Consider the following 25,004-nt stretch of genomic DNA (forward strand, 5'->3'; position numbering starts at 1 on the left):
CCATGCTGTTGTGCGGAGTGTAAACGGCTGTTTTAAACCAGGGCGGCCTAAGAGCGGTATTTGCGCAGCCAGCCGATCAGCAATTCGCCCACGGCATCAAGCGCACGGTCTGGCAGTCCTCCCTGCCCGACGCTCTCTGCCGCATAAAGAGGTGTCTCCTGGCTCAGCGTATCGCCGATCCAGACCTTCAGCGTGCCAACCTGATCTCCTTCCTCCACAGGAGCCGGGATCGGCCCCTGATAGACGATGCGCGCGCGCAAACGGTCTGCGTTGGTGATGGGACGAAAAATGGCGATCGGCCCCTTGGCTTGTACGGCCAGATCCGGCTTGTCACCTCCGAAAACCGAAATTCGACCAACCGTCTCACCCGTTTCGAAAAGCTCGATCTTCTCGAAAGCACGAATGCCCCAATCCAGCAGCTTGCGGGCTTCTTCGGCCCGTTCGCTTTCGCTTGAAAGTCCACTCATTGCGGCAAACAAGCGGCGCCCATTCCTGTTCACCGCACCAACGATGGCGTAGCCGGACGCTTCCGTGAACCCAGTCTTGAGGCCCTCGGCCCCGATATCCATGCGCAGGAGCGGGTTGCGGTTGCGCTGGAGGATCTTGTTCCAGGTGAAGGCATCTTGAGAATAGTATTTGTAAAATTCCGGATATTCCCGCTGCAGATGCATCGCCAGCGTAACCAGATCGCGCATGGTCACATGCTGGCCCTCGGCGGGCAGACCAGTCGCATTCACGAAGACGGAATCTCTGAGGCCGATCTTTTTCGCCCGCTCGGTCATCAACTGGGCAAAGTTTTCTTCCGACCCGGCCATTCCCTCGGCGATGATGATACATCCGTCGTTTGCCGACTGGACAATCACACCCTGGATCAACGCTTCGAGCGGCACGGAGGACTTGATTTCGGCAAACATCGTGGAGGTGCCGGACACCGCTCCGCCGGTCCGCCAGGCGTGCTCGCTGACGTAAAACTCGTCGCTCAGCGACAGCCGCCCGCTCTTTATGGCGTGGAAGACTACTTCCACCGTCATCAGCTTCGCCAGGGATGCGGGCGGTATGCGCTCGTCGGGGTTTTTTGAAAAAAGCACCGTGCCGGTTTCGGCTTCGACCAGATAGGCCTGTTTTGCACGGGTTTCAAACAGCTGTGCCAAGGCTGTCTGGCTTCCCAACAGCAGCAGGCAGCAGGCGAAAACCATTGTTCTTTTGTACGCGGCAAACAAGACAACGCCCCCTAGCGCAGGAATAGATCCTGAAACTAGCGGTAGGAGCACCCTGAAATCAACTGGTGGCGAGGTGGCGGATCGTGGCTATCGCACGATGAATGCGTCGTCCGCCCCACTTGCCCAGGCTGCCTGCAGAAGCGTATCCACGAGCGACTGCTTTCTGGGCGTCACCTTCAATGCGTAATGAACCACCCCGGATTCATCGTATACGGCTTCAATCTGCGGCTCGCCATAAGCCGCCAGTTCCTGAGCTCGCAGCTCGGCCTGTGCCCGCTCCGCCCAGGCACCCACGCTCACAAATATGCCCGTGTCCCCTGACGTCTCGGGTGGTGTCTCGGGCTGAACCGCGATGTTTTTCTGCCGCCACCAGCGTGTCACGTCTTGTGATCGTAGCGCATTGTCATTCAGCACGCTGTCAAATGCGCCTGCCGCAGCACTGATGCGCTGATCCGCATAAGAAAGTGCCGCCACATCCTGAGGAACCGCGTCGAGCGGTGCCGTGCGCGGACGATCAGGCACGATCGGTCCGGAACTCGGCAATTCAAACGCTGACGATGCCGCAATCGGCGTGGGTGGTGTCAGGCCGGGCTGGCTGGCAAAGGCATCGGCTGCCTTCACGCCTGGCAATGTCGCCGTTGGGGTCGGGCCGTTCATGGCCACCATCACGCCGGTGGCCAGACCGTCTGAAGGATCAGGCGCTGCACCGCCTGGCCTGTAGGATGCCATCAGATACTCGTCGTCACGACCTTCCAGCGGCGCGGGCCCCACATATTCGACCTTCACCTGCGCTACACCGGCGCTCTGGTAGTCGAGAAGCTGCGCAGCGCGTTTCGAAAGATCGATAATCCGGTTGTGCGCGAAAGGTCCACGGTCGTTCACACGCACCAGGACCGAGCTCCCATTGTTCATGTTGGTCACACGCGCATAGCTGGGCAACGGCATCGTCGGATGCGCGGCCGTCAGATGCGTCATGTCATAAATTTCGCCATTGGCGGTCAGCCGGCCATGAAAAGCATCACCATACCAGGATGCTGCACCGACCTTCTCGTAGTCGGGATCTTCCTTCGGGTGATACCATTTGCCCTTCACCTGGTAGGGTTTGCCGACCTGATAGCGTCCCCCGCCCCGGCGCAGGTTGGAAGACTTTGTCGAAACGCGCGGGCTGGCTTTCACGCCATATTCGGATTCCGCGAAATATTCCTTGGATTTGCTTTTGCTGACGGCAACCTTCGGTGTCGTGGAATTGCATGCTGTCAACAATGCTGCGCAGGCAGCGATGGCAATGCCGGATGATAAGCGGCGGCTTGATTTGCGGCGCACGGCAATCGAAAAACTCATGCGCCCGCATCTCCCCCAGGCATCGAAATCTCGTTCATGATCGCGAGATATCCCCACTCATCAAAAATAACCGGAATCGAGGCGTTCCAGTCTTCAACAGTACAGGATGCCCTCCGCACCCTGGACCGAAATATCTTAGCAAGCTGTTAATCATTTGTGGCAGCAAAGGGGCAAACCGCTAAAATTATGCTCTCGGGCGTTATTTCAGAGGCAAGGTTTACTGTAGCCACGTCCGATACGCAGGTCGCAACGGACGTAGAGCCTGCTCTCCGATGGTTCTGCATGACAGTTCCACATGAGCCCCTGTCGCCTGCCGAGAGGCTCCGGCGGTGAGTCAATCGTGCAGGCGTAAGGAGAAAGTTATCAAGCTATATCAGCGGCTTTTCGTTGTTTCCTAACGAATGAACTGATCGACGAAATCGCCTCCCAACCCTACCCTTTCATAGTGCTTGCGGCACATCTCGATCTTGGTGAAAACATCCTCGAACCCCTCATGCTTGCCCCACGGGTCGACGTAGTACATCACCCCATTCACCTGAAACAGCGTGATCATCTCTTCGACGTCCTCGGGTACAACGAGGGTGTGGGTTTCGCCGGGCGGTTCATAGACATAGCCGCCCTCTTCCGCCACCCAGTCATGCTCCAGATAATGCCATCGCCCCTTGATCACATAGCCGTGCACCGGGTTGGGATGGCGGTGGCGGGCCAGAACACCCGCCTTGCGTACCTTCAGAAGGTTCACCCAGTAACCCTGCGAGGCGTTGAGGCAGAGCGGCCGAAACCAGACCTGCTCGGCCTGTGGAACCCACACCCGCTCATCCTCCGGAATAACGCTGGGTACCACGATGTCACTGCCTGCTTCCGGCGGCATGGGCAGTTGGTAAGGCATTCTCTTTTCGTCTTCGCTCTGAGCCATTTCTGTCTCTACCTCGCTTACATAACGCCAAAGGTTTCGAATGCCTCGACGGCGGGCATCCCTTCGCGGATCGCGTTTCCGACCCGGTTCTCCGTCTCCGCTTTTTCCAACGAGCGGCGCACCACTTCCTCCTCTGCGTCGTGCGGGATGATGAGCACGCCTTCGCGGTCGCCGAAGACGAGTGCGCCGGGCTCGACCTTGATGCCGTCGATCTGAACCGGTGAACGGAAATCAATAACCTTGCCACGGGGGCCTTGATCCTGCGCATAAACGCCGCGGCAGAAGGTCGGGAAGCCAAGTGCTTCGATGCCATCGGCATCCCGCACATAACCATCGAGCACGGCGCCGGCGGCTTTCAGGAAGCCGGCTCGTGTCGCCATGAGCTCGCCCCACAGCGCATAGCGCAACGACGCGCCGGTGGCCACATAGACCTCCCCCTGCTTGAGATCGTCCAGTGCCTCGAGCATGAGGCCAAACGGCTTGTGCGCGAGCGGACCGCGGGCCTCTTCTCCCGCATTGCCAAATACGTCGGCTTCGAGAACCGGCATGGCGCGGCCGACCGTAACCATGTTTTGTTTCAAAGGCGCAATGCCCGCCGGCAAGAACTGGTTTTGCAGGCCCATCTCGTCGAGAATGTCGCCGAGCACGGCGGTGAACAGGCGCTCGCGCATCAGCGCGAACATTTCCGTGTCGTTGGTGTAAGGTTTGTTCATCAGGGGGTCCTTCTTCAAGAGGCCGAATAACCGCCATCGACGGGCAGGATGACGCCGGTAACGAAGGCAGCTTCGGGAGATGCGAGAAAACAGGCGGGGCCGGCAAGATCCTCAGGCCTGCCCCAGCGTTTCATGGGGGTGCGCGACAGGATCTGCTCGCTGCGCGCAGTGTCTTCAGTCAGCGCCCGTGTCAAATCGGTGGCGATCCAGCCCGGGGCGATCGCGTTGACACGGATTCCGTCGGCTGCCCAGGCAATGGCCAGGGATTTGGTAAGCTGTGCCACCCCACCCTTGGAGGCCGCGTAGGCCGGTGAGGTGGCGCTGCCGAAATAGGTCAGCATGGATGCGGTGTTGATGATGCAGCCACCGGCAGCCTTGAGCGCTTTATGGGCAGCTTCGCAGCAGCGCTGCGTTCCATTGAGGTTGATGTCCAGCACCTCTGCGAAGTCCTTTTGGCGGAACTCCGCTCCATTGCGACGGATGACTCCTGCGCAATTGACCAACACGTCGATACGTTCAAAACCGGCGAAGAAGGTGGTAACGGCGTCGGGGTCCCGCACATCCAGCACCGCCCCCTTCACGTTTTCCGGCAGGTTGGCGATGACGCCGTCTTCGTGGCCGGTTGCAATAACGGCTGCGCCCTCCTCGCCCGCAAATCCGGCAGCGATCGCGCGGCCGATGCCGCTCGATCCACCGATCACGACAACAGTTCTCGTCATGTATTTATTCTCCAGTTGATGCAGCGCGACGCGATCTGGTCGCCCTGTAAAGCGACATGCCGATCAGCAGCGCCCAGATCGCCAGAGTCAGCATGCCCAGCGTTCCGCCAATGGGACGCGCAAAAAACTCAGTCAGTTGCCCGTCCGCCTTGATGATCGATTTCATGAAATTTTCCTCGACAAGTTGTCCGAGGATCAGGGCCAGGATCATGGGTGCCAACGGAAAATCATTCTCTTCCAGAACAAAGGCCACGAGGCCGACAACCAGCATGACCCAGACATCGAACAACGTGTTGTTGGCGGCAAACGCGCCGATGACGCAAAACAGAAGAATGATCGGAAAGAGAATGTCCTGCGGAATGCTGAGGAGACGGCGCGAGCCGTAGACTGCCGCCAGCCCCAAAGGCAGCATCAAAAGGTTGGCGATGATGAATACGGCAAAAATGGCGTTCACAAGCCCCGTATCCATCACGAAGACCATCGGCCCGGGCGTGATGCCCTTCATCAGGAGCACGCCGATCAGAATCGCGGTGATCGTGTCGCCGGGGATGCCGAAGACAAGGCTCGGCACATAGGCTCCTGATAGTGCCGCATTGTTGGCGCTGGACGCACTGACGATGCCCTCGGGATAGCCTGTGCCGAACTTCTCGGGCGTCCGGGAAAATTTCTTGGAAAGCGCATAGGCAATCCATGCCGCGATATCGGCACCTGCCCCCGGCAGGGCACCGATGACGCTGCCGAGCAGGGAAGAGCGTGCAACCCCACCCTTGAAGCGCCAGATCGTGCTTCCGACACCCGACACCATCGCGCCAAGCCGCACCGGTGGCGGTGCAGGCAAGCGTGAGGGGCGCGCGACCTTGCGCAGGATCTCGGTGATGGCGAACATGCCGATCAGAACCGGGATGATGGAAACGCCTCCAATCAACTCGGTGTCGCCGAACGTAAAACGCTTCACCCCCATCACCACATCGATGCCGATCGTGGACAACATCAGACCGATGCACAGCGAGAGAACGCCTTTGACGGGTGAGCTGCTGGAAACGAAAATCGCACAGGACAATCCAAGCAGTGCCAGCCAGAAATACTCGTAGCTCGAAAAGCCGAGTGAAACCGCTGCGATCTGCGGCGCGGCAAGAATGAGAACGGCAACGCCCACAAGGCCACCAATGGTGGAGCACAGCATGTTGACGCCAAGCGCCAGCTCCACCTGCCCTTTCTCCCGCATGCGATAGGATTCATCCGTGTAGGCGGCCGACGCGGGTGTGCCAGGTATGCGCAGGAGCGCGCCGGGAATATCGCCGGCGAAGATTGCCATCGTGGTAGCGGCAACAATGGCGCCGATAGCAGGGATAGGGTCCAGAAAAAAAGTGATCGGGACGAGCAGTGCGGTGCCCATGGTCGCGGTGAGCCCCGGTATCGAACCGATCATCAGGCCGTAGGCGGAGGCCGCCACGATGATGAAGAAGACCTGCGGCTGAAGAACCTCGCCAAAGGCTGTCAGAACAGCATCCATTAGTAGATCACCTCTGTCAGAAGGCCGAGTGGCAGCGGCACGCGCAGGATATAGGCGAACAGCAGCCACAGAGCGGCGGTGCCCAGCACTGCGATGGCGGCCGCACGCACCGGCCTGCCAGTGGTGACGGTAAGGAATGCACCGAGCAACACCGGCACCAGAAGGGGGAACCCGATCGGCTTGCTGAGATAGACATAGGCGATCACGAAGCCTGGCACCCAGGCCATGCGATGAAGCGTGGCCGCGCCGCGCATCCAGTCCGCCACCGCAAGGAGCGGCACACGGCTGCGTGCGCCGCTCCAGATCAGTGCGAGACCGCATACCATCATCACGGCTGCAATGATGGTGGGAAACGTGCCGGGCCCATAGGGCTGGTCCGGCAAAGTGGGGAAGCCGCGAGCGGCAAACAGGATGAGTGCCGACAGGAGGACGAAAACGCCTCCCGTCACGGCGTCGTTCATACGCATGATCTAGGCCTCCCCACGCAAGGCTACTGCTTCAGGCCGAGCTTCTCGATGACTTCGGCATTGCTCTTGGAGGCATTTTCCATGAACGTGCCGAACTCATCTGCAGGGAGCCAGCGCACGCCGAAACCGCGGCTGCTCATGAACTCCTGAAACTCAGCGCTCTGATAGACCTTGTCGAGCGCGGCCTCGACCTTGCCGGCAATCTCTGCGTCCAGTCCCTTCGGTCCGACAACACCGCGCCAGGTGCCACCCACCGAGGCGGTGCCGACAGCTTCCTTGGCGGTTGGTACATCGGGATAGGATGCAAGCCGCTCATCCGCCAGGACGGCGAGGGTTTTTACGAGCCCCGCATCGCGCATCGATGCTGCCTCCGGCAGGGAGGAAGGAACGACGGCCACGCCTCCTGAGACCAATTCCTGAAAGCCGGGAGCAGCGCCCTGGCTGGGCACAACGGTCAAAGCGGTCGGGTCGACGCCGTTGTCATTCAGAAAGCCGGCAAATGCCAGGTGGTAAGCAGCACCAACCGGGAAACCGGAAGCCTTGAATTTGCCGGGATTGGCCTTGATCGCTTCAAGTGCCTGGCCTGCGTCTTCCCACTCGCTGTCGGCATGCACATTGAAGGCGGACGCATCGAAGTTGACCAGAGCGATCGGTGTCACATCGGCCGGGGACGCTTCGGATGTGCCGATCGCGGCATAGGTGGTCAGTTCTGCCGTGGCCAGCCCGAGCGTGTACCCGTCCGGGTCGGCATCGATCATCGCCGTATGTCCGACAATACCGCCCGCCCCGGTGCGGTTCACCACGTTGACCGGTGTGCCGAGTTCCTCCTGCAGACCTTTGGCAAGCATGCGTCCGACAGCATCGGTGCCGCCACCGGCCGACCATGGCACGATGAGTGTAATGGGACGCTCAGGATACTCGGCAAATGCCGGCCCGGCAAAGGCCACGGTCGCTGCGAGCAGCGTCGTCAAAGTTACGTATTTCATTGCTTCTCCTCCGTTGATTGGCATTCCTCAATGCCGATTGTCGGTTCGCGTTGAACCGAAAAGCTCCTTTGTGTCGGTCAGGCTCTGCTCGAGCAGACGCTCCATGGCGAAGCGGGCCTGATCCGGGTCGTGTGCGGCGATGGCTTCGTAAACCAGCCTGTGGTTTTTCAGATTGCCCTCGAAATTTCCCGGCTGTTCGATGAGCGCCTCGAAATTGGCGCGCACCGCGTGGATGATCGAGCGGATGATGGACTGGATGAATCGGTTGTTCGCTGCATCGGCCACGGAGAGGTGGAAGGCGACATCGACCCTCACCTGCTCAGCAGTACTGCCGCTGCCACGCTGTTCTTCCATGTCGCGGTAGGCGGCAGCGATGGCCTCGACCTGGCTTGGCGCGGCCGAACGCGCGGCCTCGAACGCTGCCGCCGGCTCTATCGTCTGCCGCGTCTGAACCAGTTCCTCCATGAATGCGGAGTCGGCGCGAAACAGGGCGCCAAACCAGTCGATCACATCGGGATCAAGCACATTCCATTCCGCTCGCGGCAGAACCACAGTGCCCCGGCGCGGCGCAATCGCCACCATCGATTTGGCCGCAAGCAGCTTCATTGCCTCTCGAAGCGTGTTTCGTGAGACCGCAAAGCGCGATGCGAGTTCAGCTTCCAGAGGGAGACGTTCGCCCTCTGAAAACTCTCCCTCAACAATCGCCTGACCGATGGCTTCTGCCGTGATGAAGGCTCCCGACCTCCATTGCGACCCAACGCGCGACGTCATGGTTCCTCCCTGCCGTCATTGGTAGGATCAATGAGCCTTGAATTTCAATTTCTGTCAAGACCCCGTCCCGGCCAGCCGGGTACGCTGACGAATTTCTTTCGGCAGAGTGTTGAAGACGTGCAGTGTTAGAGGGGGTGAAAAGTTTGGAAGTTTCTCGGGGATGACCGTGTGCCCCCTGACCAGAATCAGAGCCCGGTGGGCAGTATTGGCGCGATTTCGGTAGCCTGCGAATAGAGCGCGCACAGGCTAAAAAACGGGCGGTGAGAAGCCACCACCCGTTTTCTGCACGATAAATCCTGCCTGTAATGGAGACTTGGTCAAGCCACCGTGCAGGAGCGCTGATTGCAGGCCATAGAAGGCCAGGATACTCGAAAGAGGTCCGCAATCAGCCGTTCAGCCAACGTTCCAGATTCGCAGCCACGAACGCATCATCATTGAGTTCCGGGTAATCGCGGCAGATCCGCTCTAGCTCTTCCATCTGGCCAGGTCCCATGGTCTCTTCCGGATTGAGGCACCATGTTCCTTCAAGCAGGCCCTGACGACGCAGGACTTCGTGCAGGCAGGCGATGCAACCTGCAAAATCGTTCGCCACATCGAACAATACGCCGTTGGCGTCGGTGGTGCGGGCATCGAGTTCCAGCCATTCGCTGGCGGTTCTGCTTTCAGGGCGATCGTGAATTTCTTCAAGCAACTCAACAGCCTTGCGTGTCCAGACTGACCAGTGTCCTAGAAGCCCGCCCTTGATCCGCACGCTCACTGGCGCGCCATCGCGCATGAACGTGAACTTTGTCATCAGATCGGCGACGATGTGGTCGTCATTGCCGGTGTAGAGCGTGATGCGGTCTTCCGCCCGGGCGTCAATGACCGCGCGCACCACGTCGAGCGTGCGGTAACGGTTGAACGGTGCCATCTTGATCGCCACCACATTCTCGATCTCGGCAAAACGCCGCCAGAATGCATAGGGCAGAGCCTGTCCACCAACAGCGGTTTGCAGATAAAAGCCCACCACCGGGATCACATCGGCGACGGCGCGGCAGTGCGCAATCAGTTCATCGATGCTCGCCTCTTTCATTGCCGCCAGGCTGAGAAGCACGGCGTGGTAACCCATGGATCGCGCAAGCTCGGCCTCGCGCACGGCCTGCTGGGTTTTGCCGACTGCGCCTGCCACCATGAAGGGGGTGCTCGCATGAGCCTTTGCTTCTTCAGAGGCAAGTGTGAGAACGGGCTCCAGAAGGCCGTGTTCCCGGATTTCAAACTGGGTGGTGTGCACGGCCACGGCCAGGCCGATTGAGCCCGCATCGAGATAATAGCGCGACAGGGCGCGCTGGCGACGTTCATCGATCCTGCGGTTGGCATCGAGCGCCAAAGGGTGCGCCGGGATCACGCCTCCCTTGCGCAGGGCGGCAAACGGTGTGGCGGGAAGATCACTGATTTTCATGGTGAAGCTTTCGTCGTCAGGCCTTCTGTGTGGAAGGCAGGTCCTGTCCCTCGGCCTCCGGGCGAAGATAGCCCAGTATGACCTCGATCACGTGCTCGCGGCGGCGCGCAAGCACCTCGGGCGTTTTCGGCAGACCGAAGATGGCCGACAGTGTGGACCGGTTGGCAATAAAGAAGTAGCAGATGCTGGCGATCGATATGTAGAGCTGCACGGGATCGACACCAGCGCGGAACTTGCCCTCCTCCTGTCCCCGCTCCAGGATCGTATCGATCATCGCCACGAGCGGGCTGTTCAGGTCCCTCGCCTTCGCCGAGTGCGCCACATGCACGCCGCCGTGCATGTTCTCGTCATTGATGAGCGATATAAATTCCGGGTGTGCGCTCACATAGTCGAAAGAGAAACCGATGAGCTCCTGCATGGCGGCCACGGGTTCGCGGTGGGCGAGATCAAGCTGCCGCTCGGCGGAGCGAATGGCCTCGTAATTTCTCTCCAGAACCGTGCTGAACAGGGCCTCCTTGTTCCCGAAATAATGGTAGATCAGAGCCTTGTTGCAGCGAGCTCGCTTGGCGATCGCGTCAATGCGCGTTCCTTTAAGCCCTTTTTTTGCAAACTCTTTCGAGGCTGCATTCAGAATGCGCGCACGCGTCGCCGCCGCGTCGCGCGTCGCTTTCTGCCCTGTCTTGGAAGCGCTTTTCCTGCCTGCCTCGGCGCTGGCCGACGGCCGATCAGTATTTTCCATCGCGAACCTCGAAATGGGTCGGTTTTCCAAGGGAACGCCCGCCCTCTTTCATCCATTGTGCCGTCCACTCTATCAGCCGCGGCAACGGCACTGAGGGATAGCCGAAGAGTTTCTGCTGCAGGCTCGTGTCCACGATCCAAGCCCGCTCCTGTTCCGAACCTGCAAGAACCGGCTTCTTATCGAAGAATTCGCCGAATTTCCTCGCCAGGCTGCGCACATTCACCAGTTCGGGGCCGGAAAGATTGAGCACGAAAGGCGGATTATCGGCATGCGCCAGGGACTGCAATGCAATGTCATTCGCATCCCCCTGCCAGATGACATTGCAATGGCCGCTGTCGATCTGCACGGGCTCGCCCTGCTGGACCGCGTTTGCAACGTCATGCAAGACGCCATAGCGCAGATCGATTGCGTAGGAGAGCCGGATCAGCGCCACGCGCGTGCCATGCACGCTTGCGAAATGCTCGAACATGCGCTCGCGTCCCACGCAGGAATTAGCATATTCGCCGGGCGGGTCCAGCACCACATCCTCGCGTGCGCCCTGCTCCGTGATATTGACGAACGGATAAACGCAGGCCGTCGAGAAGGCGACGATGCGCGACGCCTTGAACGCCTCGGCGACGATTGCGGGCACATGAACATTCATGGCCCAGGTCAGTCCTTGATTGCCGCTCGACCCGAATTTGCGACCCGCCATGAAGATCACGTTTTCGGTTTTCTCCAGGCCTTCCACCGCTTCGCGATCCAGAAGGTCGCAGGAAACGGGTTCAATGCCCCAGCCTTCCAGCTTTTCCTTTAGCCCCGGCTCCGAGAATCTCGCGACGCCGATAACCCTCTTATGGGGCGCGGCGCGCTTGGCCATGCGCGCGAGGGTCGGCCCCATCTTGCCGCCGACGCCGAGAATGGTGATGTCGCCATCCAGTTCTGAAAGCACGGAGACAAGCTGGTCGCTCGGCTGCGACAGCATGTCTTCGAGCTGGGCTTCATCCAGTATTGCGTCTGGCAGTGATCGGGTCATGGTCTCATTCTCCTGTGCCGGCATGTCCGGCATCGCTTTTGTTGAGGCTATCGAAAGTCCAGTCGGCAGCGCGGGTGCGCTGGCTGAGATTTGGAAGGCAGGCAAATCCCATGCCGGGGACCTGCAATGAGGCGATGTTGAGGGCGCCGCCATCGATGGCGGTGACAATGGACGACCCCTCGCGCCGATAAAGATCGGGATGGGCCGCCAGAGCAGCCTCTGCTTCACACGTGGGTAGATGCTCAAGGCCTTGGAAATAATGGTGGCCATTGCGTTCCACATGGGTGATCCCGAGCGTGGCCACGACGGCAAGATCGGCTTGCAGGGAAACCACCGGCAGGCAGGTCAGATCTTCTGCCGACTGGAAGTAGACCCCCTTCCCCGACGTGCGATTGCGCTCGGCAGCGATCATCGCGTTCAACACGGACCGTATTACGCCCTTGCAGTTCTTGTGGCTCACGCCGTGATAGCCAAGGGTGATCGCTTCATGATAGGCGCGCGTCCAGCCATCGGCTTCATCGATCAGAAGCGGCTTGCCTATTGTCTTGAGGGCGTGAGGATCAAGGGGAGCCGAAAGCGCGACCGAGCGTTCCAAAGGCTGTTCGACAAAAAGAATCGATTGATAGAAGCGCCCAAGCGCCGGATTGCTACGGATGGCTTCCATCAGCGCTGCAAAATCCTCAAGCCGGCTATATTGTTCATTGCCGTCGAGCGTGAGTGCGAATGACCTGCCAGTCCGTTCCATCAGTGTGGCAATGCGCTCCAGCCGGGCCATATCCGAGGCTGGGTCACCTGCGATCTTGATCTTGAGATAGCTGAGATCATCCTCTTGAATGTAATCGGAGAGCGTTTCAGGCAGTCCATCATCAAGCCGATCTGCCGAAGCGATATCTTCGGCCTCGATCGGGTCGACCAGGCCGACCGTGTGGCGCAAGGCAATGCGCTCCAGCGGCTTTTCGGGAAGGATTGAGGCTGGCGGCAGACCCGCAAGCTCGGGGAAGACCGCACCGCCCTCAATACCAAAAGCATTGTTGCGCACCATTTCGAAAAAGCTTTGCCCGGTTGCACGTCCCAGCGCATCGATTATGGCGCGCTCCACCATGGAAACACCGAAGGAGGCACCGAGCCGGTTGAAACCGGCGGCAACCGCCCTCCGATCGATTTCCTCGTCCAGTTGTCGCCACAGGGAGAATACGGACCCTTCCGGCAGAGCACTTGCAACGGTCAGCGCCTCATCGATCACCCAGAGGAGATCTGCGACATTGTCGGCCGGTGTCTTTTCCGGCCGCTTGTCGAACCATTTGTAGGCGAGAAGATCGGAGGCGTAGCCGAGAACAGGCTGACCATTGACGAAAACCTCAAGCTCCAATGTGGCGCTGGCCGCAGCCTCCATCGTCACGACACCGAAGCGGAACGGCATGCGCGCAAAAGCATTGGCAATGCCGATGCGGCCACCGATGATCTTGAGTCTGGCCGTGCTCATGAACGCTCCTTCCGCATTTCAAAAAGTCCCCGGACATAACCCGCAGCATAGGCTGCCACCGTTGGCCCATCCGGGTGGTAGTCAAAGGGCTCCACGGCGATGACGCCGTCATAGTCATGCCGGACGAGACAATCGACGACTGGTGCAAACCGATCATCACCGAGCCCCGGCCCACGCTTCGAACGGTCGTTGAAATGAATGTGCCGGACATGGCCGCCCGGCAGAAAACGGTCCAGAACCGCTTCTGCTGGCTCGGCTTCGCCGCCCACCGCCGCATAAGTGTCGAGCATGGTCGCAAAGCCGGGCGAGCCAATGGTTTCGACCAGCTTAACCGCGTCGGCAACCGTGTTGACGAAATCGTCCATTGAGGGTGCAAGCGGTTCGATGCAGTAAAGTACCCCGGCACGCGCCGCCGCCTCTCCTGCTGCAGCAAGATGTGCCGTGGCGATCTCACGCGCACGCTCTGGCGAAGCCGCGTCCTGGAGTTGGCGCTGGCCGGGCGATCCGTGAACAAGGACGCTGCCGCCCAGATCCGCGCAAAGCTCGACCATTTCCAGAATGTGATCGCGTGTGCGGGCCGCCACAGCGGTGTCGTCACTCGTCAATGAGAGGCCCTCCGGCGCGGTCAAAAGCCAATGCAGTCCTGTGACCTCAAGCCCGTGATCGGCGACCATAGTGCGCAGACGCAGTCGCTCGGCAGCGGAAATCGAGGCGGGCTCATCCGACAGTGTGAAGGGCGCGATTTCGAGCCCGTCATACCGAAGATCGGCAGCCAGCCGGCACTGCTTCTCAAAGGAAAGGTCACGCAACACTTCGTTGCAGAGAGAAAGCTTCATTGCATCACCCCGGCAACCGAACGAGAAAGAGATCGGTGAACACGAAATCGATCGCGTAAGCCGCACCGCCGGCGAGCAGACATCCACCGATCAAAAGCTTCCAGGCGGGCAAGCGTCGTTCGGTATCGATCAGCTCCGCCCCTACCGTGAACACAAAAACGAAAAGCGCTGTGGCATAGAAGAAGGGCATACGGCCGAACAGAAGCGTGCCATAGACAAGCACCATCACGATGGTGAAGAGCGTCCGGATTGCACTGGCACGCGTCCATTGCGTGATGCTGGGCTGCGCACCTTCGGTCAAATTCCGTCCCGACATGCCGCGCAACAGAAGAACGATACCCAGCACGCATAAAACCGCGCTCAAAAGACCCGGCGTAAGACCGGGAACGGTGAACGGATCCGCACCGCGGGCCTCGAAGCGCGGCATACGCAGAGCTTCGACCAGTCCCGCCGCGCCCAACGCCGCCACCACGAGGCCGGAAAGGAAATCGGTCCTGTTGATGGTACGCATGATCACGCCCCCTTCTCTAGTGCGATCTGCGGAAGCGGTTTTTGCAGAAGCGCCTGGTCGATGGCTTCCAGAAGCGCCGCCATTTCCAAAGCGCCCTCATTTGCACTGCAGAGGGTCGGTCCACCGCTTTCGATCGCGGATACGAACAGATCGAAGCTCTTCGCCAGGAGAGTTGGGGGCGTGATCCCGATCACCTGTTCGATTGTCATCGCGCCGGGAGACACATTCCAACCGCCCGCCTTGGGTGTGTAGGAGACCTGCGCCTGCGTCAGCGTGTTGCGGTTGAAGTCGATGACGATGTTGCCGGCATCGCCGATCAACCGCAGCCGCTTTGTGGTCACAGCACCCGGCATGAAACCGTCTTCCACCTCACCGCAGGCGAGAATGCCAAGCCGCAGATTGCCGCTTATGCCTCCCTCGAAAGTCAGGGCGATACGGATATCATCGTTTTTATGAGCACCGAGCAGGCTTGCTCCACGGGCCTCAACAGAACATATGGGAACACCCGCCAGATGGCGCATGAGATCGAGGAAATGCACGCCGTCATTTTCGATGATGGTGGAATCGTCGCGCATCCGCTTCCATCCCGAGAAGTCACCCTCCACCGCAAGCAGGCGGCCAATGGCTTCCGAAGCGATGAGCGCCTTCGCCTTTTCGACGAGCGGATGACAGCGCAGAACGAAACCGATCTGGACAGCGCAGCCCGAAGTCTCCACCGCAGCCATCAGCTGCCGCCCTTCATCCAGCGATGTCACAGCCGGCTTCTCGATGAAGACACGTTTGCCGCGCCCGAGAGCTGCCAACGCAACGGGCAGGTGCAGGCGTGGCGGCGTGACAATGTCAACGAGATCGACCTGATCCAGATAGACGGACGGGTCCTCCGCCACATGCTGGAGGCCGACAGCAAGCGCCCTGTCACGGGCTGCAGGGTCGGGATCGCTGACATAAAGGCGCGGCGCCGCGGTGCTCCGCCGCCAGGCGGCTGCATGCTGCGCGCCGAATGCACCGAAACCGCAAAGGAGAACACTTTTGACGCTCATCGCTCACCTCCGGCAAAGCGTGTGCGCAGGGTGGCCAGGCGGCGACGTACCGGCGGCAGGCTGAAAATGATGATGAGAAAAACCAGCGTCGCGATCAACGCGCTTATCGGGCGCGTCACAAAGGGAATCGGATCGCCCTGCGTCAATGCGAGGCTACGGCGCAAATTGTTGTCAAGGATCGGGCCGAGAACGACACCAAGGATCATGGGAGCGACCGGGAAGCCGGCCTCGCGCATCAGGAATCCGATCAGACCGAAGCCGATCATGACCCAGACATCGAAAATGCGGCCGGCGATGGCGAAAGCGCCAACGGTGCACAAGACGAAGATGATGCCCATCAGCCATTCGCGCCGCACTTTGAGGATGAGCAGCAGCGGCCGCGTGAGAAGCAGGCCCAGTATCAGCATGGCGCAGCTTGCCCAGAACACCATGGCCACCACCGAATAGAAGAAATCGGCCTGCGTGATCATGATCAGGGGACCGGGCCGCAGACCGTGAATGATCATAGCTGCCAGAAGAACTGCCGCCGGCGCGGACCCGGGGATGGCAAGCGTCAGAACCGGGATCAGCGCGCCGGGAACGGCGGCATTGTTGCCGGTCTCTGCGGCGAGCAGCCCTTCGGTCGAACCCTGCCCATACTCCTCCTTGCGTTTGGACGCACGTTTTGCAGCAGCGTAGGAAACCCACGCGCCCATATCCTCGCCAACACCGGGAACCACGCCCATGAACGTGCCGATAAATCCGGAACGGAGCCAGGTGCGCGCATGACTGAAAGAGGAAAGCGCGGAACGGAAGACCCCGGTCACCTTGCCGGCAACGGCGCGGGTCGCTTCCTGCCGCATGACGATGAACACTTCCGTGCAACCAAATGCGCCGACAAGCACCGGCAAAAGGCCAAACCCGCCTTCAAGGTCGCGAATGCCATAGGAAAAGCGGGCATAGGCATGGATGCTCTCCTGCCCGACCATGGCGACAAGCAGACCGAAAAAGCCGGCGATCCAGCCTTTCAGCGCGTCGTCCATGGCGGTGAGCTGGCCGCAAAGGACAATGCCGAAGACGGCAAGCCAGAAGAATTCGAAAGAGGTGAAATCAAGCGCGAACTCAGCAAGCCAGGGCGCGACCAGAGCAAGCCCCACCATGCCGACGACCGAACCCAGAAACGAACCCGTGGTGGCAACCGCCATCGCCTCGCCTGCCCGCCCTTTCCGGGCCAGCGGAAACCCTTCAAGAGCGGAAGCGGCATTGGCCGGCGTGCCAGGAATGTTGAGCAGAATGGCCGTGCGCCCGCCGCCATAGATCGCGCCGATATAGACGCAGATCAGCACGAGGATCGCCGTGTTCTGCTCCATCGTGAAGGTCAGCGTCGTCACCAGCGCGACGCCCAGTGTCGCCGTCAGGCCCGGGATCATGCCCACGGTGATGCCGAGGAGCGTGGCCCAGAAGACAACGATGATCTGCGCGGAAAATCCGATTTCGGCGATCGCGCCCAGGAAATGATTTAGTCCGTCCATGGCCATGCTTGTCGACAGAAAGGGTCAGCGCGGCCAGGAAACTGGCAGCGCAAACTGTCCGGTTGCGTATAGGCGAAGCGTCGCGGGCTCCCCCGCCTCGCAGCAAGGGGAGCCACGCATCCAGCCTTATTCGGGGCGCGGTATGCCGAACTTGCTCGGGTCGTTCGGTGCAGCGCCGCTGTCGAACTGCTGCCAGGCGTTGATCGAGAGGAAGGGAAGCGCGGTCTTCGCCGCCTCTTCACCGTAGGTCGCCTTGAACAGCGCACCGCGCTCGGCGGCATGCTTCTTCATGACCTCGGAGTTGGCGATCTGTTCAGCCCAGACCTTGTCCATTGCGTCGAGCACCTCTTTGGGTGCATCGGCGGGGAGGAAAATGCCGAAGAAATTGGGGGCGCTGGCCACCTCTGGAAGCCAGTCGGTGACCGGCGGAATCGTGCCATAGCCCTGCAGCTCAAGCGGCTGATCGGCAATCACCGCGAGAGGCTTGAGCCGCCCCGCGCGGATCATGTCCACCTGTTCGGTTGCCGTCTGAGCGGTGAACTGCGTTTCGCCGGACACCGTGGAGATAACGGCCGGATTGCCACCCTCATATACGATCTGTCGGTAGCTGATCCCCGGCGCGGCCTTTTCGAGGGCCTGCATGGAAATCGCCGTAGCGGAGGAAAGCCCGCCGGAAGACACGGTGATGGGCTCGCTCGCCGACTTCATGGCTTCCAGAAGATCGCCAAAGGTCTCCCATTCGCTGTCGGCGCGCACCGACACGAGGCCAGGATTGGCCACATGGAGATAAAGCCGCCATTGATCAAGCGTCGCATCCAGTGTCCCGAAAACCGGATAGGCGCCGAGATCGGCTGCCGCGCCCGCGGCCATGGTCATGCCGTCATGCGGGGCCTCCCAAACCGCACGCGTACCGACGGAGCCTGACGCGCCTGGCTGATTGATGATCACGAAATTCTGGCCGAAGGCCTTGCTGAGTTCCCCAGCAACAACGCGGGTGACCGTATCGGTCGAGCCGCCGGCGGACCACGGAACGATGATCGTTACGGGCTCGGCCGGCTTCCACTCCTCGGCAATGGCCGGCGCAGCGAGAAATGCAGACGCTGCGAAAGCCGCAGAAACCAAGCTTTTGGCAAGTTTTTTGCTCTTCATTTTGTTCCCCTAATTAAACAAACAGTTAGATAATTAGTGACGTGTTTTAACTTTCTGTCAAGAGCTTTTATGATCGCTCAGCGCGCGTCGCTCCCTGCTTCATCGGCTGCTGGGAGCGCACCTTTCAAGAGATTGCTGGAGAACGTCCGTGACGATCGGGTCATCACAGTGGGCAACGTTGAAGCGCATGAAACCGGTCGCAGTCTGCGAAACGCTGAACACGTTTCCCGGCGCAAGAACAACACCCTGGGCCAGGCTCGCGCGCGCCACATCGGCGGAATCGCAACCGTCCGGCAACTGGCACCAGAGGTAGAAGCCCCCACGCGGCATCAGCCAGGGTTCAATCCCTATGGAGTGCAAGTTGTCGATGGCTTTTTGCCTTGCGCCCGCAAGGCGACGGCGCAATCCTTCCATGTGCTTGCGATAACTTCCACTCGCCAAAACACCGCTGATCATTTGCGCCGCCACCGGGCTCGGACCTCCGAAGCTGGTCGCGACCTGCAGATCCACAAGGTCAGCGATCCAGTCGGGCCGGGCCGCGATATAGCCGCAGCGTACCGATGCCGATAGCGTCTTCGAGAAGCTGCCGATACGGATCACGCGGTTGAGCCCGTCCAGTGCTGCCAGCCTGATGGAAGGCTCGGGCTCGAAATCTGCGAAGATGTCATCCTCGACAATAATCAGATCATGGGCGGCAGCTTCGTTGAGCAGACGATGTGCCGTATTCGCGGAGAGCGTCGCGCCTGTGGGATTGTGAAGCGCCGAATTGGTGAGATAAAGGCGCGGGCGTTCCGCAGCCAGCGTCGCCTGAAAGGAAGTTATATCCGGCCCCGAACGGGTATAGGGAACACCGACAACCTTAACCTGGTGCGCGCGCAACAAAGCCCGGAAATTGAAGTAGCACGGGTCGTCCACCAGAACGGTATCGCCGGGCCGGAGGAGGCAACGACACACCAGATCCACAGCCTGCGTGCCCGATCCAGCAAGCATCAGCTGCTCCGGAGATATGCCAATGCCTTCGTCGGCAAAACGCCCCATCAGAAGACGACGCAGCGCAATCGAGCCACGGGTGCTGCCGTAATCCGACAAAACCGCGCCCTCGCCCCTTGAGACGCTCCTCAATGCGCGACGCAAGTCCTCTTGCGGCATCCAGTCCGCGGGAAGCCAGCCGCAGCCAGGCTTCACAGTCGCAGGATCTGCATCGAGCGACTGGCGAGAGACCCAGAAGGGATCGACGGCACGCTCCGTTTGAGGCAGATCCTCCGCCAGCGCCAGAGGTGGCAGTGCGGTGGTGGAGACATAGAAGCCCGAACCGCGCTTGGCGCGAATAACCCCGTCCGCCGCGAGCCGGTCATAGGCTTCGACAACCGTGGATGGGGAAACCTGCATGGTTTTCGCAAAGTTCCGGATGGACGGCAGCCGGTCTCCCGGGCCAAGTGCGCGGTTCGCGATTTTCCTCCGGATCGCCCTCATCACATCCAGGGTTCGCGCGCCCTTGGCGCTGAAATCCTGTCGCCCGTCATTCAATTGTATGGCCCCTTTGATCAATACGATTTTTGAAAATTGTAATGGTTTGTAGCTCCCCGCACCACAGGGAATTGCCTATGGCTATCGTGGAAAGCGAGGTGAGATGGGAAAAGCAGCATCATCGGTTGCAGGTTGGGGCAGCGGGCTCCTCGGTATTGTCATCTTCAGCGGCTCGCTGCCTGCGACGCGGGTCGCGGTGGCGGATTTTTCGCCTGTGTTTCTGACATCTGCACGCGCTGTCATCGCGGCGCTGCTCGGTGCTGCCCTGCTCATGAGTTTGCGGCAGGCGCGTCCCCAGCCTTCCGATATCAGGTCCCTTGTGGTCGTTTCGGCGGGTGTTGTGATCGGGTTTCCACTGCTGACTGCGCTTGCGCTTCAGCATATCACGTCTGCGCACTCGATTGTCTTCATCGGACTGTTGCCGCTGGCGACCGCCATATTCGGCGTTATGCGTGGGGGAGAGCGACCGAAACCGATGTTCTGGCTGTTTTCGTGTATGGGAAGCGCCACAGTGGTCGCATTTGCGCTGTCCAGTGGCGGATCACGTTCGCTCGAGGGTGATTTTCTGATGATTGCAGCGATCATCCTGTGCGGTCTTGGCTATGCCGAAGGCGCAAGACTGTCGCGTCGTTTGGGCGGATGGCAGGTTATTTCATGGGCGCTGGTTCTCTCTGCTCCCATAATGTTGCTGCTATCGCTTCTGACCCTTCCATCCTCGTGGGAAGGCGTTACGGCACCTGCTTGGCTGAGTCTGGCATATGTATCCGTCTTTTCCATGCTTGTGGGTTTTGTGTTCTGGTATCGCGGACTGGCCTTGGGCGGCATAGCCGGCGTCGGCCAGCTGCAACTGCTCCAGCCGTTCTTCGGACTTTGCCTCGCCGGCATTCTGCTGGGCGAGCCCATCGAAACGACCATGATTGCCGCAACCGCTCTGATCGTCATCTTCGTGGCGTTTGCGAAGAGGTTTGCGTGATGCAAGAACTAGACTTGCGCGCCTTCGATCCAGGCAGGCTCCGTTTCAGGCGCCGCATCGGAGATTGCCCAAACCACCTCTCCGACATCAGATGTAAGCCATGTGCCAAGAATGGACCCATGACAAAATGGCGGAGGGAGTGGGATTCGAACCCACGAGACGGTCACCCGCCTGCCGGTTTTCAAGACCGGTGCCTTCAACCGCTCGGCCATCCCTCCGGTCGCTGTCGGGGGCTTTTACAGCCGCGCCGGGCGTGGCGTCAACTCGTTCCATTCAAGACGGTGCGAATTGTGCCGTGAAGATTGCTGGAAGACGCAGAGGATCAGGGCCAGGCGATTTGCTTCCCGTTTCAGCCTTGCTTAAAAATGATGCCCAGACTCACCCGGCGCATTCGTGCCAAAAGGCAGCTTCTTCATGGCAGATACAATTCCCGTTTTCGACGGTCACAACGATGCGCTTCTGAGACTTTACCAGAGCGGAAGGCGGGACGCCGAGCAACTCTTTCTTGAAGGAACGGATCGAGGACATATAGACCTTCCTCGGGCCCAAAAAGGGGGACTGGCGGGCGGCCTCTTCGCAATATTTCCACCACCTCTGTCAAACATGAAAGTGGACGGAAAACGCCCGCAGGATGTGACCTTCCCAACGCTGGGGCAAGGCGATGCACTGGCCTCCACCATCGCGATGGCAGCGTTGCTGCAGCGGCTGGAACGCGCATCGGATGGGCGCTTCGCCGTCTGTCGCAATGCGGCGGCGATTCGAGCGGCGATGGCATCAGACACGCTGGCCGCCGTGTTCCATATTGAAGGCGCGGAAGCCGTCGGTCCCGATCTGGATCTGATCGATGTTCTTTATGCTGCCGGCTTGCGTTCGCTCGGACCGGTGTGGAGCCGTTCCAACATTTTCGGCCACGGGGTTCCCTTCCGATTCCCCTCGACACCCGACATCGGAGAGGGTTTGAGCGACGCTGGCAAGGCGCTTATCCGCAAGTGTAATCGCCTGGGCATCCTGGTCGATCTTTCCCACCTCAATGAGAAGGGTTTTCGCGACGTTCAGGCGATCAGCGACGCACCGCTCGTCGCGAGTCATTCAAACGTTCATGCCATCTGTCCCCAGTCACGCAATCTCACGGATTGGCAAATGCGGGCGATCCGGGAAACCGGCGGCTTGGCAGGCCTCAATTTTTCCGTGAGCTTTCTGCGTCCCGACGGCGACACCAACGCCAACACGGATCTAGACATCCTGTTGAGGCATCTGGATGCCATGTTGGAAGCACTTGGCGAAGACGGAGTGGCACTCGGGTCCGATTTCGACGGTGCACTGGTGCCGCGTGCCATCGGAGATGTCTCCGGTTTGCCGAACCTCATAGAGGCCATGCGTGGGCATGGCTATGGAGAGGAACTGGTCGAGAAAATAGCTTGGCGCAACTGGCTGCGTGTGCTCGAACACACGATCGGCTGAGCGGGAGCATTTTCCGGTCCGATCGGCACCTGGTTTCATCCGGATCCGCATTAAATCAATTGCTTGGTGAGCTTTTGCCGGTCAAGAAAAAGCGTCGACAGATCAGACACAGGAACGCGGTGATGCAGCCCTCAAAGGATATCGCAAGACTTCTCGAGATCATGAAAGCCCTTCGCACGCCGCAGACCGGCTGTCCGTGGGACGTTGAGCAGGATTTCGCGTCCATCGCACCCTATACGATCGAGGAAGCATACGAAGTCGCAGATGCGATCGAGCGCCATGATCTTGATGATCTGCGTGATGAGCTGGGAGATCTTCTTTTGCAGGTCGTCTTTCATGCACGCATGGCTGAGGAAGAAGGTCATTTCGATTTTGGTGATGTGGTAGAGGCGATCACCCGCAAGATGATCCGTCGCCACCCGCATGTGTTCGGTGATGCCAAGGCACGGAGCCGGGGCATGGCGAAAGGCATGTGGAACGAGATTAAAGCACAGGAAAAGGCCGAGCGTCTTGCCCGGCGGAAGCAAAATGGCAGCCCTGAAGAGTTCACCGCCTATCTGGATGATGTTCCGCGCGCCCTGCCTGCTCTCATGCGTGCTTACAAGCTTCAGCAACGGGCTGCCCGCGTGGGTTTCGATTGGGGTAAAACCGGTCCTGTGCTCGACAAGATCGAGGAGGAAATCGGTGAATTGCGGGACGCTTTAAACGAACAGGATGACGCTCACGCGGCGGAGGAATACGGGGATCTTCTGTTCGCCGTGGTTAATCTGGGACGCCACCTGGGGCACGACGCGGAAGCCGCCCTTGCCCGGACCAATGATAAATTCCGCAAGCGCTTCGATTTTGTGGAACGCGAGCTTAAAAAGGCTGGGCGCTCGCTAGAGGATGCAGACCTTCAGGAGATGGAAGCGCTGTGGCAACGCGCAAAAACCGCAGCCTGCTGACACCCTCTCCATGTGAGTGCCACGTTCGCCATGGGGCCTGGGACCTAATGGCGAGCGGCCTTCTTTCCGGCGAGCTGTTCCTGAAGCTCCTGTTTCGCCGATTCCGTCATCCGCAGTTTCAGTAAGATGCTTCCATCGTCGTTGTTTGTGCGCTCAACAACGTCGCCATTGCGATACACCCAGTCGAGGAGTGACATCCGTTCCGGTGCAAGGACGATCGAGGTCAGGACAATCTGTCCGGAAATATGCTCTTCGATCAGCGCCAGCAGATCGGGGATACCCTCCCCCGTGATTGCGGAGATTGCCAGCGGTGCATCGTCGGCACGCATCCCCTCCAGAAGGGCCCGACGTCGTTCCGGATCAAGACTGTCGATCTTGTTCCAGACCTCCAGCACGCGTGTCCGGTCAGCGGCATCCACCCCCAGGTCGCCGAGAATGGCCTCGACATCCATCGCCTGAGCTGCCGTATCGGGGTCTGCGATGTCGCGCAAATGCACGATCAGGTCCGCTTCAACAACCTCCTCGAGCGTTGCGCGGAAAGCGGCGACAAGGTGGGTTGGCAAGTCGGAGATGAAGCCGACCGTATCGGAAAGGATAATGGTCGTGCCATGAGGCAGCTGTACCCGGCGAAGCGTGGGGTCCAGCGTGGCAAAGAGCATGTCTTCCGCCATCACGCTTGCCCCGGTAAGCCGATTGAACAGGGTCGATTTTCCGGCATTGGTGTAGCCAACGATGGCGACGATCGGGAACGGGACCTTCCGACGCTTGGCGCGATGCAGATCGCGTGTGCGCCGGACCTGTTCCAGATCCTTCTTCAGACGCATGATGCGCTCTTGAAGCTGTCGCCTGTCTGCCTCGATCTGCGTCTCGCCCGGGCCGCCCATAAAGCCGCCGCCGCCGCGCTGCCGCTCCAGGTGGGTCCAGCTCCGGACAAGCCGGCCGCGCTGATATTCCAGATGGGCCAGATCGACCTGAAGTCGCCCTTCCTTGGTTCGCGCGCGGCGCCCGAAAATCTCGAGAATAAGCCCCGTCCTGTCCAAAACCTTGGCTTTGAGCGCTTTTTCGAGATTGCGCTGCTGCACCGGTGTGAGTGGATGATCGATGATCACCACTTCCACATCCTGTTCTTCAACCCGGGCAGCGATTTCTTCCAGCTTGCCCGTGCCGAGCAATGTTGCCGGCCGCGGCGTATGAACACTTACGATCTCGGCGAAAACCACGTCGAGATCGATCGCTTCGGTAAGACCGATCGCCTCTTCGTGGCGCGCATCGGATGCACGCGAAGAAACCGCACCGCTCTCGGCGGCACGGCGTTCGGACGGGAGGACAGGCGTAATGACTGCAGCTCGCGTGGTGTCGGGACTTGTGGTCGACCGATCGCCGCCGCGGGCTTCTTCGTCTGACTTGCGTTTTTCTGTCAATCAGGAGTCCCGATTGCTTTCCTCGGCGTCGTAAAGCTGAACAGGCTGGCTCGGCATGATCGTCGAGATCGCGTGCTTGTAAACGAGCTGCGAATGTCCGTCGCGGCGCAAAAGCACGCAGAAATTATCGAATGAAGTAACAATGCCTGTCAGTTTGACACCGTTGATGAGGAAGATCGTGAGAGGGTTCTTGCTCTTGCGAACGGTATTCAGGAACAGGTCCTGCAGGTTTTGAGTTCGTTCCGCCATTTTTGGTCTTTCACCCATTCGCTGCCTTAGGGCAGCCAGTAGCGCAAATATGACACGCTCC

24 protein-coding genes and 1 tRNA gene are annotated in these 25,004 nt (G+C 59.9%); 3 read left to right on the top strand and 22 right to left on the bottom strand.

What is annotated here, in order from left to right; genetic code table 11:
• Positions 1-47: 47 nt before the first annotated feature.
• The 19 genes from H7H48_RS00500 to H7H48_RS00590 all read right to left on the bottom strand — a co-directional run bounded on the left by H7H48_RS00500 (position 48) and on the right by H7H48_RS00590 (position 19,841).
• Positions 48-1,196 (bottom strand): D-alanyl-D-alanine carboxypeptidase family protein, encoded by a 1,149-nt coding sequence (locus H7H48_RS00500; protein WP_229446888.1) that lies wholly within the window; start codon positions 1,194-1,196, stop codon positions 48-50.
• Positions 1,197-1,307: 111 nt separating this feature from the next.
• Positions 1,308-2,561 carry a septal ring lytic transglycosylase RlpA family protein gene (locus H7H48_RS00505; RefSeq protein WP_229446889.1) on the bottom strand — a complete coding sequence of 418 codons (1,254 nt, stop codon included), beginning with the start codon at positions 2,559-2,561 and terminating at the stop codon, positions 1,308-1,310.
• Between the two features lie 394 nt (positions 2,562-2,955).
• Positions 2,956-3,450 (bottom strand): 2,4'-dihydroxyacetophenone dioxygenase family protein, encoded by a 495-nt coding sequence (locus H7H48_RS00510; RefSeq protein ID WP_229446890.1) that lies wholly within the window; start codon positions 3,448-3,450, stop codon positions 2,956-2,958.
• A 44-nt stretch (positions 3,451-3,494) separates the two neighbouring features.
• Positions 3,495-4,190 carry an RraA family protein gene (locus H7H48_RS00515; RefSeq protein ID WP_229446891.1) on the bottom strand — a complete coding sequence of 232 codons (696 nt, stop codon included), beginning with the start codon at positions 4,188-4,190 and terminating at the stop codon, positions 3,495-3,497.
• 14 nt (positions 4,191-4,204) lie between these two features.
• Entirely contained in the window at positions 4,205-4,909 is a 705-nt protein-coding gene (locus tag H7H48_RS00520; protein ID WP_229446892.1) for an SDR family NAD(P)-dependent oxidoreductase, read from the bottom strand.
• Positions 4,910-4,913: 4 nt separating this feature from the next.
• A complete protein-coding gene (locus H7H48_RS00525; RefSeq protein WP_229446893.1) occupies positions 4,914-6,422 on the bottom strand; it encodes a tripartite tricarboxylate transporter permease in 1,509 nt (502 codons plus the stop codon).
• On the bottom strand, positions 6,422-6,889 hold the full coding sequence (locus H7H48_RS00530) for a tripartite tricarboxylate transporter TctB family protein (RefSeq protein WP_229446894.1): 468 nt from the start codon (positions 6,887-6,889) through the stop codon (positions 6,422-6,424). Before H7H48_RS00530 ends, H7H48_RS00525 begins: the two co-directional genes overlap by 1 nt.
• 23 nt (positions 6,890-6,912) lie before the next feature.
• On the bottom strand, positions 6,913-7,875 hold the full coding sequence (locus H7H48_RS00535; protein WP_229446895.1) for a tripartite tricarboxylate transporter substrate binding protein: 963 nt from the start codon (positions 7,873-7,875) through the stop codon (positions 6,913-6,915).
• Positions 7,876-7,902: 27 nt separating this feature from the next.
• Positions 7,903-8,646, bottom strand: coding sequence for a FadR/GntR family transcriptional regulator (locus tag H7H48_RS00540; RefSeq protein ID WP_229446896.1), 744 nt, complete (start codon positions 8,644-8,646; stop codon positions 7,903-7,905).
• A 385-nt stretch (positions 8,647-9,031) separates the two neighbouring features.
• Positions 9,032-10,084, bottom strand: coding sequence for a dihydrodipicolinate synthase family protein (locus H7H48_RS00545; RefSeq protein ID WP_229446897.1), 1,053 nt, complete (start codon positions 10,082-10,084; stop codon positions 9,032-9,034).
• 16 nt (positions 10,085-10,100) lie between these two features.
• Positions 10,101-10,823, bottom strand: coding sequence for a TetR/AcrR family transcriptional regulator (locus H7H48_RS00550; protein WP_229446898.1), 723 nt, complete (start codon positions 10,821-10,823; stop codon positions 10,101-10,103).
• Positions 10,810-11,838: an NAD(P)-dependent oxidoreductase gene (locus tag H7H48_RS00555; protein WP_229446899.1), complete on the bottom strand. Its 1,029-nt coding sequence runs from the start codon at positions 11,836-11,838 to the stop codon at positions 10,810-10,812. Before H7H48_RS00555 ends, H7H48_RS00550 begins: the two co-directional genes overlap by 14 nt.
• A gap of 4 nt (positions 11,839-11,842) precedes the next feature.
• Positions 11,843-13,321 carry a mandelate racemase gene (locus H7H48_RS00560; protein ID WP_229446900.1) on the bottom strand — a complete coding sequence of 493 codons (1,479 nt, stop codon included), beginning with the start codon at positions 13,319-13,321 and terminating at the stop codon, positions 11,843-11,845.
• Positions 13,318-14,157, bottom strand: coding sequence for a sugar phosphate isomerase/epimerase (locus H7H48_RS00565; protein WP_229446901.1), 840 nt, complete (start codon positions 14,155-14,157; stop codon positions 13,318-13,320). The genes H7H48_RS00560 and H7H48_RS00565 overlap by 4 nt, the downstream gene beginning before the upstream one ends.
• Before the next feature lie 4 nt (positions 14,158-14,161).
• On the bottom strand, positions 14,162-14,668 hold the full coding sequence (locus H7H48_RS00570) for a tripartite tricarboxylate transporter TctB family protein (RefSeq protein WP_229446902.1): 507 nt from the start codon (positions 14,666-14,668) through the stop codon (positions 14,162-14,164).
• Between the two features lie 2 nt (positions 14,669-14,670).
• Complete coding sequence (locus H7H48_RS00575) at positions 14,671-15,708, bottom strand: Gfo/Idh/MocA family protein (RefSeq protein WP_229446903.1); 1,038 nt, start codon at positions 15,706-15,708, stop codon at positions 14,671-14,673.
• Positions 15,705-17,219: a tripartite tricarboxylate transporter permease gene (locus H7H48_RS00580; protein WP_229446904.1), complete on the bottom strand. Its 1,515-nt coding sequence runs from the start codon at positions 17,217-17,219 to the stop codon at positions 15,705-15,707. The genes H7H48_RS00575 and H7H48_RS00580 overlap by 4 nt, the downstream gene beginning before the upstream one ends.
• Positions 17,220-17,345: 126 nt before the next feature.
• Positions 17,346-18,368 (bottom strand): tripartite tricarboxylate transporter substrate binding protein, encoded by a 1,023-nt coding sequence (locus H7H48_RS00585; RefSeq protein WP_229446905.1) that lies wholly within the window; start codon positions 18,366-18,368, stop codon positions 17,346-17,348.
• 99 nt (positions 18,369-18,467) lie between these two features.
• Positions 18,468-19,841, bottom strand: a complete 1,374-nt coding sequence (locus H7H48_RS00590; protein WP_229448029.1) for a PLP-dependent aminotransferase family protein — start codon at positions 19,839-19,841, stop codon at positions 18,468-18,470.
• Between the two features lie 157 nt (positions 19,842-19,998).
• Here H7H48_RS00590 and H7H48_RS00595 point away from each other — a divergent pair, with 157 nt between their 5' ends.
• Entirely contained in the window at positions 19,999-20,868 is an 870-nt protein-coding gene (locus H7H48_RS00595) for a DMT family transporter (RefSeq protein ID WP_229446906.1), read from the top strand.
• 128 nt (positions 20,869-20,996) lie between these two features.
• On the opposite strand, the gene H7H48_RS00600 is transcribed toward H7H48_RS00595, so the two are convergent.
• A tRNA-Ser gene (locus H7H48_RS00600) sits at positions 20,997-21,086 on the bottom strand.
• 196 nt (positions 21,087-21,282) lie between these two features.
• Between H7H48_RS00600 and H7H48_RS00605 the strand changes: the two genes are divergently transcribed.
• Together H7H48_RS00605 and mazG are read left to right on the top strand one after the other, a co-directional pair.
• A complete protein-coding gene (locus H7H48_RS00605; protein ID WP_229446907.1) occupies positions 21,283-22,329 on the top strand; it encodes a dipeptidase in 1,047 nt (348 codons plus the stop codon).
• A 122-nt stretch (positions 22,330-22,451) separates the two neighbouring features.
• Positions 22,452-23,273: a nucleoside triphosphate pyrophosphohydrolase gene (mazG, locus tag H7H48_RS00610; protein ID WP_229446908.1), complete on the top strand. Its 822-nt coding sequence runs from the start codon at positions 22,452-22,454 to the stop codon at positions 23,271-23,273.
• A gap of 44 nt (positions 23,274-23,317) precedes the next feature.
• Here mazG and hflX read toward each other — a convergent pair whose 3' ends face one another.
• A complete protein-coding gene (gene hflX, locus H7H48_RS00615; protein WP_255663313.1) occupies positions 23,318-24,694 on the bottom strand; it encodes a GTPase HflX in 1,377 nt (458 codons plus the stop codon).
• Positions 24,695-24,943 (bottom strand): RNA chaperone Hfq, encoded by a 249-nt coding sequence (gene hfq, locus H7H48_RS00620; protein WP_007007454.1) that lies wholly within the window; start codon positions 24,941-24,943, stop codon positions 24,695-24,697. It abuts the gene before it with no gap.
• Positions 24,944-25,004: the final 61 nt, after the last annotated feature.

The organism is Nitratireductor sp. B36 (assembly GCF_020833685.1).
Classification (GTDB): Bacteria; Pseudomonadota; Alphaproteobacteria; order Rhizobiales; family Rhizobiaceae; genus Nitratireductor.